Raw genomic sequence first — 11,247 nt, 5'->3', positions numbered from 1 at the left:
CAATTGAAAACTGTTGGTCAAAAATTAAAACTTCACTACGTTCTATTGGAGCTAGAAGTTATCCAGACTTAGCAAAAGCAATTGAAACTGCTTTTACTCAAGTCTCGTTAACTGATATTTATAATTGGTTTACCCATTCTTGTTACTGTACTTCACCAGACTGAGAAATGCTATAACGCACCCTACTGTTACAAAATAAAATTCCAAAACTGCGATACTATTGGCTTTAAGATTTTGAGTTTTTCAGCAGGAGTTGACAACCACATGAGAACGGGTTGGGACTTTCTGTGCGATCGTCCGTAATCACTTCAATGGAAAGTTTACTGTTGTAAATCAATTCGTCATAATCCATTAATGCATCCCACATGATCGTGCCAGTGGGGAAGCCTACCTTTAAAGCTGCATCAGCTATTAACTCTTGCCATTTCTGAATCTCTGGATCTTGCGATTTGCAGTAATCGAGAATGGCAATAAATGCACCGGGCTTAGTTACTCGTAGAATCTCTTGAAAAGCACGGACAGGATGCTCAAGGATACAGAAAGTAAATCCCGACACTGCTGCATCAAAGCTATTATCAGGAAAATCAAGATTGTAGATATCCGATATCTTAAAAGTGACATCTGCGGATACACGCTTTTTACGTGCTTCATCCATCATCTTCTCAGAAAGATCAACACCTACGACACTTACACCTTCAGGATAGGCCGGAAGATTAAGACCTGTTCCTAGCGCAACATCCAGGACGGTTTGTCCCGGCTTCAGCTGCAAAGAAGCAATTAGGGGTTCGCGCTCGATGTGCCAATAACGCCTCACAATTGCCTCATAATCTACTGCCATCTGCTCGTAAGTTTCTATCAAATTATCAATCTTCATAGATTTTTTAACAAATAGGACTACTGATTTAACTATGTGTTCAACTGTGGGGTGTGTTAGCGCCCAAGCCTTGTGTATTGTACTACTACTTAAACAACTTGACAATTCTAAATTAGTATAAATTTAAACAACTCCATGAGCTTTTAGCCGCAGAGGAATCTGAATGATAAACTCGGTTCCAACTCCCGAAGTTGAGATGCACTCCAGTTTACCGCCGTGTTTTTCCGTGATGATTTGGTAGCTGATGGACATACCCATTCCGGTTCCTTTGCCAATGGGTTTGGTGGTGAAAAAGGGATCGAATATTCGTTGCTGAAGTTCTTTAGAAATCCCGATTCCGTTATCTGCGATCGCAACTTCTAACCATGTTGAATTAACCACAGATGTGCGAATCTTAATTCGATTGGGGTTATCCTCGATTTCCTGATAGGTGCGCTTGGCATTATTTTCTTCTAATGCATCAATGGCATTCACTAAAATATTCATAAACACCTGGTTGAGTTTTCCGGCATAACATTCTACTAGGGGTACAGTGCCGTAGTCTTTAATCACCTCAATTTCAGGTTGTTCTGGTTTAGCTTTGAGACGGTGTTGCAAAATCATCAAGGTGCTGTCGATGCCTTCATGAATATCGACGCTTTTGAATTCTGCTTCATCGATGCGAGAGAAGTTTCGCAGCGACAGTACAATCTGGCGAATGCGTTCAGTACCGACTTTCATCGAAGACAACATTTTTGGCAAGTCTTCTTGCAAAAACTCCAGTTCCATGTCTTCAGCAGCCGTTTGAATTTCAGCACTAGGGTTAGGATTATATTGCTGATATAACTGCACAAATGCTAATAAATCTTGGGTATATTCCTGCACATGGACAAGGTTGCCATGAATAAAGTTGACTGGATTATTAATTTCGTGTGCGACTCCAGCAACTAATTGTCCCAGACTAGACATTTTTTCACTTTGAATAACTTGAAATTGAGTGCGCTGCAATTCCCCTAATGCATTTTTGAGTTCCGTGGTGCGTTCTTCTACTCGATCTTCTAGTTCTTCTTTGCTTTTCTCTAAGGCTGTAAAGGATTCGTGTAGTTGCCTTGCCATCTGGTTGAAAGAGTTGGACAGGGTATTAAGTTCTTGAATGGCGCTACTTTCCACTGTCTGAGCTAAATTGCCAGATGCCATTGCTTTACTTGCCCAATTCAGGCGCAAAATTGGGCGTACAATCCAATGGGAGGTAAACACGCCCATCACCGAGGCAAGAACTAATGCCCCAATACAAAGTGCGATCGTGGTGTTGGTGTTGGCGTTAATTTGCGCCATGAATGCATTTTCTGGCAAACTCACTACCACCAGCCAATCTAAGCCATACTTGTCACGCCAAGGTACAACATCAACAAAATGACGTTTTCCTTGGAGTTCAAGCTGAAAATCCGTGTCTTGGATGATGGAGGTAAACCCGTTGAAGCTTTGGAGGTGTTTGGCAACGTTCTGGATGATTGCATCAGAACTGTCAATCGCCCGCACTCGCCGGATCTCTTGATTGACGAGGATAAAAGGCTTCTCTGTACCGGAACTGGCGATTAATGTACCATCCCGCTCTAAAAGGAACACCCGCCCAGATTGACTAATATTCAAATTGCGTAAAAAATCGCTGAGTTTCAATAGATGAATATCAGAGGCAATCATTCCTAGTAAGCGATTTTGCGAATCATAGATGGGACGACTAGCAGAGGCGGCAATGTAGGGGCCTGTTGGAAAATTTGCAGTATAAATCTTTGTCCAGATCGGTTTACCAGCAGCAATGGGTTGGGTGTACCAAATTTGGTTGAAGTTGTCCCAAGTAAAACGATTATTAACTTGAGTCCGATTACCCTGATTATCCGTGGCGTAGTTGGTATTGTTATTAGGAAGGTTGGCAGTCCAATCATCAATGGTGATCGTTTTGCCATCATAACGAGCGGCTCCCATTCCCTCACCCGTCGCTAGTCCAATACCAATATAAGTCAGGTCATAGGCCTGCATCTGATCCCAGAAATATTTGCCAAGGGTTTTGCGATCGCTCACATCCAATAATCCCCTGCGGATAGTATCTGCATTGATCTGATTAAGGGTTTGCGGAATGGAAAGACGAGACTTCAAATGTTCATCCACTACCTCACTGGTGCGATCCATCAACTGTTCTGCCAGATCATTAACTGCTCTTTGTCCATTTTTAAAAGACAAATAACCCACTAAACTAACTGCTCCAAAAATTTGGATGACGAAGGGAATAACAAGAACAATCTGTAATGGGAACGCTTTACCAATGCTTAGATAGTGAGTCTTCATTGCTGGAAGCTGGAAGTTGTGCTAATTTGATTTGCTTCTATAGTTCCCAAGATGTCCGCGTACTAACCTTTGTTTAAATTTTTTTTGTCAATCTAGGTCAGGGATCATATCAAAATATTCTCCAACTCCCTTAAAAAAGGCTTGCTCATAACCCTCTTTTACCCACTTCAGAAAATGGTCATCACAACCAGAGGGATCTTAACCGAACCGTATTGCAAGAGCAAGCCTCAAAGTATTCTCACTTCCTAGCTTTTACATTAAATTGCCAGCAATGACAACTATGTGTCTCTACCCGATGGTTTAATTATCTGAAAATTGCTGTCTCTATTGGTTTGAATATCTTAAAAGACATTTTTGAAGTCTAATTTATGATTCGTAGGTGGAGTTTTTTGATATTCACCGGATTCTATTATTTTTTTCAGAATAATAGCTCATCTACATCATTTTTGGTCTTCACTGAACTGGATTGAGCTATAAAGGAAATGTTTATGACATCACAATTTTTTCGTGGCATTAATTATACTGAAAAAGTCATTTCAGATAGTGATCAGAAAATTTTAGGAACTGCCGATCCAGACTGGTTTATTGTAGAAGGTAACAACAATGTCGTGAAGACGGGAAATGGCAACGATGTTGTCTTACTCGGAAGAGAACTAGACTTAATTTTTAATTTTGATACTAGCATTTTTAGTGGTCAGGTTTTGCAAACTAGTCCAACGTCTTGCAATAATGTGCTTGATGCGATCGTTCGTACTGGAGCAGGAGATGATTATGTCAGTTTAGGATCAGGCAATTACACAATTTCTTTGGGCAGTGGAAACAATTTTTTAGACGATTACGGTGGAAACTATCTATTCGATGGTGATGGTAATATTATCGGATTTGAGCCAATTTCAACATTAGTTGCCTCAGCAGGATCAGGCGATGATATTTTCTCTTTAAGTGGATTCGCCAACCGAACTATTAATGCGGGAAATGGTAACAACTTGATTTTGCTGGGAAGCGGTGATGCCAATATCAATACAGGCTCAGGAAATGACATTATCACCAGTGATATTTCAATATTGACTTATGTTATTGACACAGGATTGTCATCCTACAACCAAACTATAAAAGCTGGAAATGGTGATAATCAAATTGCTGTTGTTTCCTATGGCGAAACCACAATTCAAGCCGGCGGTGGCAATGATTTTATTTTTGCTGCTGGAATCTCTAATTCAAGTTTTGCCAAGATTTTTGCAGGTAATGGCAACAACACAATTATTACAAGTGATACAAACAGCACAATTAGGTCTGGCTCAGGTGATGACTTAATTTTTGCTGGTTCAGGTAATGACACTATCTATGGGGGAAATGGGAATGATGTAATCAATCTGCGAGGAGAAACGGTTTGTCTTCCGAACCCTTTAAGTACCGATACAAACCTGTTTGGTTCATCTCTTGAGGTAACAGGCGGGGGAAATGATACAGTCTACTTGGGTCAAGAGAAAGACACAGATACAGTAGTTTTAGGAAGCAGTGGCTTTGCTGCCATCTATGGCTTTGGTTGCAACGATCGCTTAAATGTCAGCGGCTTAAATGCCAGCTTCAGCCGGGTGGGAAATGATACGTTAATTAGTTCATGTGGTGGTTCTTTGGGAATTCTCAAAGGATATACAGGTTCAGTAAATTTAGTGTAGGAGTTGGAGTTGGTGCGATCGCCTAGCTGCATAGAATATGTTAGGACTTACGAACTGAAAACCTGAAACCTAGATTCCCCCTAACCCTTTAAAAAGAAGGGGTTGGGGGATTTTTTGCGTGTAGTCTTATGTAACGCATCATCTTAAACAAACGCAATTGCTTTTGTATTAAGACAAAGAAATTTTACTTACGAGTTAGGTTAAGCAGTTCTTTGGGAGAAGCAAGTAAGTCAATAGCCACGAAATAAATTTGACCTTGAGGATCGAGTAAAAATCGCCAAGCAATGTTCATCCCAACATTACCCCCAAACCAAGGAGTTTCCACCGTACCAGTAATTTTATGCTGTGTATAACCATCTTCTATGGTTTCCGAAACGCCTTTGGTTGGCTTCATCACTAACCCTTGTCCCTCATCTCGTAGATAGGAAGTGATCGCTTCTCGACCAACAATTGGTTTTTGGAATGGTGGTTGCAGCGCACCATTGTTAGCAAATAAAGCAACAGCAGCTTCAAAGTTATCTGCATTCATCGCTTCAATGTATTTCAGCACTGTCGGTTCTGTAACTCCCTCAATCGTAAATTGGGGACTTAGGGATGTACGTGGAAACTTAAAGTTTATGACTTCTGCCTGTTTGTTATCAGCCACAGACGGATCGAAGCCCATATTTACTACAGTATTGCGTAGTACAGTAATCTGCTGACTCTGATCGATTCTCTGAACAGCTTCTAGCACTGTTTTAACTTCAGTTGACATTTGATAGCCAGCAGGCATAGGAGCGACGATACCCTCTTTCATCCACTCTCCTAACTGCCACCAGAATCCTAATTTAGCGTTGACGCCAAAGTATGCATAAGAACGGCTGATGGGAGTATCAGCATTACTCGCTAAATCTCTCATTAACTGGGTTTGTTCTTCATGAGACATCTGCTTAATGTCGTTGAATATACCTTCCATTAATTGGAGATTTGCTTTTCCGGGAGCAGCTGGAGTAATTGTACGACCTAGTTCAGCGTAGGCATACCAGAGAAATGCTAGTTGATCGTCAACATTGAGTTTAGCAAACATTGCTGTAGTGGCTGGAACTGCATCTGCCACTTGAGTGCTAGAGAAAATATTGCGTGCGGACTCGATACTATAAGTCATGCTTATTACCTTAAAGATTTACCTATTTAGTAGTTGCTTTTAACTACATTTTGTAGCTAGAAGGGTAAATCTAGGGCATTTTTATTGGATGACATAGTTATCCCTAGATTTTTAAATTTGATTCATTTTTATCTACTACTCTGGCATCATAGCTGGTAAAGATTAACAAAAGACTAAGATTTTTAAGATTTATCTAATGAATATCATTGAATGAAATGTATATCTACTATTTATTTCAAATTTATAGTTGAATCAAAGTATTTTTTTGAAAAAGATATCCTTCTAAAGAAAGATATTGAGCTATATGTTATCTATCTATGGAAACAGATATCTACGTTTTCAGTTTTTTGACACTACAAATAGAATTTGGTAATTGCTTCAATTAGTTTTTTTTAATTACTGGCAGATTTATCTCTAGCCGTAGATTGGGCTAAATCAAGTGAAATCTGTCTAATGTAAGCCCTCGATTTGTTTATTAGTAAAATACAACTTACAATTTTTTGCGATCGCCATTTAGTTACGAGATGGCTGTATGTGGTTCAATAAGCCGCATTGTTGCAAGGATGGAATGCACTATAATTTGCCTATGATCAAACTTTAGCGTAGGCGTAGCCCGTCGTAGACATCGCTGATAAATCATAAATCTTACCTGGAATATATTAAATAATTGATTATTCCTAAGATTATTAAATGAGCCGGGTAAAACACATAGAACCATCTAGTTCGTGAACCTTGTTTACCATTGAATTGAAAAACAATGAGTCCTGCAAAAACTGCCCAACCTTGAGATATATTAATCATAGATAGGATTACTAAAGTAAAAAAGTGAAAGATGCACCAGTAGAGCAACCATATTTTGGGCTTTAGTTTGTCTGTAAGGGACATCAAGAAAATTACTCCAATCCCATAAGCTCCATAGGAAAAGTCCAAGTTCTCGGCAACTACTGCACACAATCCAATAATTATTGATTGCTGCCATAATTGCGGATAACGCTTTACTAAGCGCAACATCACAAGTCCAAGAACAAGCGTGTAAAGAATATTAAATGATAACCTCTGGAAAATAAAACTATAGATTGGCTGAGATATAATTGCTGTAATTAATAGCCTGCTTCCATAGCGGTACACATTTTTGGTGTGTTTTTCGCCTTTTGCCAAGAGCCATGCAAAAAGGGGAAAGCTCAATCGCCCAAAAAAGTGCAAGATTAGAAACTCTGGCATTAGCAAATAGCACACATGATCCATAACCATGAATACTACTGCTAAGATTTTAATGTTAAAAGCTGAAACTTTAATCACAACGTTACAGTTACCTTATTAGATTCGTTAATATAAAATATCTAAAACTTTATTTATTTAATATAAGAGTTATTCAAAATCCTAGCAATTTGATAACATTAACAAAAAGGGCAATATCTACGAAGGGCTGTTTAGTGACACCCTCTTTAGCAGAGATAACAAAAACACTATGGCAAAGCGTAAGAAAAGCAATCTCCAGTGGATTAAAGAAACGCTTGAACTAAAACCTGACCATCGCTGGGAATCTCCATCAGGCTACAAAATATTTGTCGCAGATAGAGGCGCTGTTCGTTTCAATGTTCCCCAGGATTGGGTTTTTGAGCCACAAGAGAAATCCTTCAAGTTCATGGATAAAAAACCGCCCAACGATGATTGCTGTCTGGAAGTATCTTTTAATCGTCTGCCACCCAATGACTGGAGCCAGTTTCCGCTAAAATCCACCTTGAAGAAAGTCTTGGAAGACGACAGCCGCAACATCATTGAGAGGGGAGAAATTATTACCGTCAAGCGTCAAACCGCCAGAATTGTCTGGACAGAGATGAAGTTCATTGATGTTCAAGAAGAACCACGGGAAGCTTTTTCGCGGACTTGCATTGGTTTGGGGTCGAATGTTCAATGCTTGATTACATTCGATTACTGGGTAGATCAAGCAGAACAATTAATACCCGTTTGGGATGAAGCAATGCGTAGTCTCACATTAGGGTTGTATATTCGTGACCCAATGACTGGTTTAGCTTTCCCAGACTGACCTACAACAAGGAATTGTGAGCATCTATCAAATTGAGATGTGTAGCTCAAAGTCTACGATGAGCTACTTATTTTTTGCGGAGTTGGGGCAAATTAATAATACTCCTGCTTTCAATATAAGGAATGAGCCTAAATCCACTAACACAGCTAATTTCAGAACGAGGTTTTGACCGATTTCAATCAGCATTAAGATCGCGTTTCGCTGCTTATCGGCTAGATTATACACTGACTTACTGTGAACCTACTGATAATTCAGCAATGCGTCTTGACTTTGAGAGTTCATTACATCTCGGTAGAATAACGGTTTGGGAGTCAGGAGCTTGTGAGATGGATATTCTTGAAATATCAACTGGTAACAATGTTTTTTATGAAAGTCACCAGTTAAACAACGAAAAGCAATTTCATCAAACCTATCTAAGACTGGTGATTTTTATGCGCGATATGTTGCGACTTAAGTCAGACAATATTTAAGGCTACACCTACAATTTCCAGTATGCTAAATTTGGAGCGGGATAGTAACAAAGTTACAAAGCTATGGTTTAGGTTCTATATGCCTAACTGGTGCGCCAAGCTTTTGCATAAGCGTATACCGCAGAGTGCTTTAAACTATACCATCGTTTGATTAGCTCAGTTGGCAGAGCGATCGACTCATAATCGATGGGTCACAGGTTCGAGTCCTGTATCAAACTCCAGGAAGTTAGCTCACTGGTAGAGCAATCGACTCATAATCGATGTGTTGTAGGTTCGATTCCTATACTTTCACCCAAAACCCTGTCCGGGTCAAAAGACACTACCCTTTTAAGGTAGCCAATATGGTACGGATCTTAACAGATTCGAGACCCCTCATTTTCTCAACTCTGCGTGCAAGTGTTTTGCTGTCGGTCATCACTCATAAGGGTGATGTTCGGTAGCCACAGTTAAGGAGTAAGCGCAACTGCATTTCTCCCTAACTTGAGTATGTTCCTTCCTTTCCTACATCTAGTTTTCTTTCGGGATTCTAGATTGGCAAACGAACGGCATATTTGAGCGCGGTTATTTTTTTCTAGATTGCCATTGAGTAGTCGGGGAAAAATAACAGCAATCTTAATCCAGCTTTGGAGAAGCTTTTGCCCACACCTGAACTGTAAACACTTGCACTAGCAGAGTTAAAAAATATTTTGTAGTATTATAGTAGTACAAATAGCTAAAACAAATCCTTGAGCCTTTTTCTACAAGGTTGCAAACTTCAATAATTCCTATATTCAAGCTGTAATATGGTATCTGTCAAATCACCCATAATAAGCAGTTTGTAGTGGGGATTTCAGTCCTCAAAGCTAGGACTAAATTCCTTACTACGAACTAACATTTTTATTCTATTTGATTAATCCAGACATCGTAGAAGATGACAAGTTTTCTTGCAGGTGGTATTTAAGTTTAAAGAAGGTTATAAATGTCTTGACTAAATATTCTTGGCTAGTTGCGTTGGCGTAGCCCGTCGTAGACATCGCTACGCCAGTCGCAAGCATCGCCTAGCTTATCTAAAATATCGTGCAAATTCTCTATGCAAATTACTATGTGGCAAACGTTTTATATCAAACCTAACGAAATCGGCATCTTATATCACCGCAGTGACTTTAAGAAAATTTTGCAACCTGGTACGCATACATATTTAGGTCGGCATTGGCAAGTAAAAATTTATGATCTCAATCAGCCACTAGCTCAGATTGAAAATCTAGAACTGTTGTTGCGAAATCACGAAGCCGAACTACAACAACATTTATTGATTATCAGAACTACATTCAACCAAGTTGCGTTAGTCCGCTACGGTCAGAATTGGGTAAGCGTTGCACCAAATAAATTGATTGCTTTTTGGCGTGGTTTTATTGAGGTAGAGTCTCATGTATTCAATTTGGAAGAAAGCTTAGAATTACCTAATTCCTTTGTACAGCAATTGCGCTCAGTTGCGTTGAATGGACTGAAAAAGTTCCAAATCTCCGAGTATGAGATTGGTTTATTATATCTGCAAAACAATTTTGTGCGACCTCTAGAACCAGGAGAGTATGCTTTTTGGTCAGTAGATAGAGATGTTACAGTCCGAACTCTCAGCCGAATTATCCCTAACCCAGATTTTCCCCTGGAAGATGTACTCATTGAAAAACATCCCGATTTTATTGCTGCCTACTGTCAAACCGTGCAATTACAGACTTCGCAAGTTGCAATTGTGCGCTATCGAGGTAAAGTGATTTCTATTTTGCCGCCCACAAGCCGCAAACTATTTTGGCAAGGTGTTGCAGTGGAAATTCTCGATGTCAGCGGTGATGCTCAGTTACAGCCTTCCTTAGTGGCTGAGTTGGTTGAGGGTTCAGCAGAAGCGAAATTGCTCAGTCGCAACTGTTTGCATATTTGCCAAGTTCCAGCACAACACGTGGGACTAGTATACATTAATCAAGAGTTTCAAGGATTGCGATCGCCAGGGGTACATGCTTGGTGGTTATTTGGCCGCTCTTTTCAAACCGAAGCCATCGACCTACGACTACAAAATATGGAAGTATCCGGTCAAGACATCCTCTCTAAAGATAAAGTACCTCTGCGGTTGAATTTGACCGCAGGCTTCCGCATACTCGACCCATTGAGGGCAAAAAACGGGTTATCAGATATTTCTGGTTATTTATACAAAGAATTACAATTTGCTTTGCGTGGTGCGGTTGGCGAACGCAACTTAGATGCTTTGTTAGAAGATAAAGGTGCAATTGATAGAAGCATCTCTGAATACATTCGCCAAAAAGCCGCAGAATATGGAATTGAAGTAGATTCTGTAGGTGTAAAAGATATTATTTTACCTGGTGAGATTAAGGCTATCTTGAGCAAAGTAGTCGAGGCAGAAAAAACCGCTCAAGCAAACGTAGTCAGACGTAGAGAAGAAACTGCTGCTACCCGCAGTATGCTAAACACTGCCAAAGTCATGGAGGATAACCCCGTGGCATTGCGTCTGAAGGAACTCGAAGTATTAGAGCGGATTGCAGAGAAGATCGATCGCATTCAAGTTAACGGCAGCTTGGATAGTATTTTAACAGACTTGATTCGGATGAATCCATAGCGATCAGGGTAAATACTCACCAAAGAGAGTATGATAGAAAACAAGAATGTCTTCTTTCATTCTGCTCATTAGAACGCACGTTAATGACACATTAATTAGAATTATT

At 39.9% G+C, this 11,247-nt stretch carries 9 protein-coding genes and 2 tRNA genes; 6 read left to right on the top strand and 5 right to left on the bottom strand.

From position 1 onward, the window contains the following. Positions 1-226 precede the first annotated feature (226 nt). Positions 227-874 carry a class I SAM-dependent methyltransferase gene (locus A4S05_RS28415; protein ID WP_069073133.1) on the bottom strand — a complete coding sequence of 216 codons (648 nt, stop codon included), beginning with the start codon at positions 872-874 and terminating at the stop codon, positions 227-229. A 123-nt stretch (positions 875-997) separates the two neighbouring features. Then, the gene (locus A4S05_RS28410) at positions 998-3,196 is read right to left on the bottom strand and encodes an ATP-binding protein (protein WP_069073132.1); all 2,199 of its coding nucleotides are present in this window, start codon (positions 3,194-3,196) and stop codon (positions 998-1,000) included. A gap of 488 nt (positions 3,197-3,684) precedes the next feature. On the opposite strand from A4S05_RS28410, the gene A4S05_RS28405 reads away from it, so the two are divergent. Beyond that, the gene (locus A4S05_RS28405) at positions 3,685-4,875 is read left to right on the top strand and encodes a calcium-binding protein (protein WP_069073131.1); all 1,191 of its coding nucleotides are present in this window, start codon (positions 3,685-3,687) and stop codon (positions 4,873-4,875) included. A gap of 184 nt (positions 4,876-5,059) precedes the next feature. On the opposite strand, the gene A4S05_RS28400 is transcribed toward A4S05_RS28405, so the two are convergent. Both A4S05_RS28400 and A4S05_RS28395 read right to left on the bottom strand, forming a co-directional pair. Further along, entirely contained in the window at positions 5,060-6,019 is a 960-nt protein-coding gene (locus tag A4S05_RS28400) for an orange carotenoid protein N-terminal domain-containing protein (protein WP_069073130.1), read from the bottom strand. 645 nt (positions 6,020-6,664) lie between these two features. Beyond that, positions 6,665-7,318, bottom strand: a complete 654-nt coding sequence (locus tag A4S05_RS28395; protein ID WP_141699827.1) for a TraX family protein — start codon at positions 7,316-7,318, stop codon at positions 6,665-6,667. 169 nt (positions 7,319-7,487) lie between these two features. Between A4S05_RS28395 and A4S05_RS28390 the strand changes: the two genes are divergently transcribed. From A4S05_RS28390 to A4S05_RS28375, 4 genes are all read left to right on the top strand, one after another. After that, a complete protein-coding gene (locus A4S05_RS28390) occupies positions 7,488-8,066 on the top strand; it encodes a hypothetical protein (RefSeq protein WP_069073129.1) in 579 nt (192 codons plus the stop codon). A 122-nt stretch (positions 8,067-8,188) separates the two neighbouring features. Beyond that, positions 8,189-8,536 (top strand): immunity protein TriTu family protein, encoded by a 348-nt coding sequence (locus tag A4S05_RS28385; RefSeq protein WP_069073128.1) that lies wholly within the window; start codon positions 8,189-8,191, stop codon positions 8,534-8,536. A 145-nt stretch (positions 8,537-8,681) separates the two neighbouring features. Further along, positions 8,682-8,757 (top strand) — tRNA-Met (locus A4S05_RS28380). Beyond that, positions 8,757-8,831 (top strand) — tRNA-Met (locus A4S05_RS28375). Before A4S05_RS28380 ends, A4S05_RS28375 begins: the two co-directional genes overlap by 1 nt. A 586-nt stretch (positions 8,832-9,417) precedes the next feature. Here the strand turns inward: A4S05_RS28375 and A4S05_RS42125 are convergent. Further along, positions 9,418-9,570 (bottom strand): hypothetical protein, encoded by a 153-nt coding sequence (locus A4S05_RS42125; protein ID WP_176727130.1) that lies wholly within the window; start codon positions 9,568-9,570, stop codon positions 9,418-9,420. A 47-nt stretch (positions 9,571-9,617) separates the two neighbouring features. Between A4S05_RS42125 and A4S05_RS28370 the strand changes: the two genes are divergently transcribed. After that, the gene (locus A4S05_RS28370; protein WP_176727131.1) at positions 9,618-11,141 is read left to right on the top strand and encodes a slipin family protein; all 1,524 of its coding nucleotides are present in this window, start codon (positions 9,618-9,620) and stop codon (positions 11,139-11,141) included. Positions 11,142-11,247: the final 106 nt, after the last annotated feature.

This window comes from Nostoc sp. KVJ20, assembly GCF_001712795.1.
Classification (GTDB): Bacteria; Cyanobacteriota; Cyanobacteriia; order Cyanobacteriales; family Nostocaceae; genus Nostoc.
This window is presented reverse-complemented; position numbering and strand designations above follow the sequence as displayed.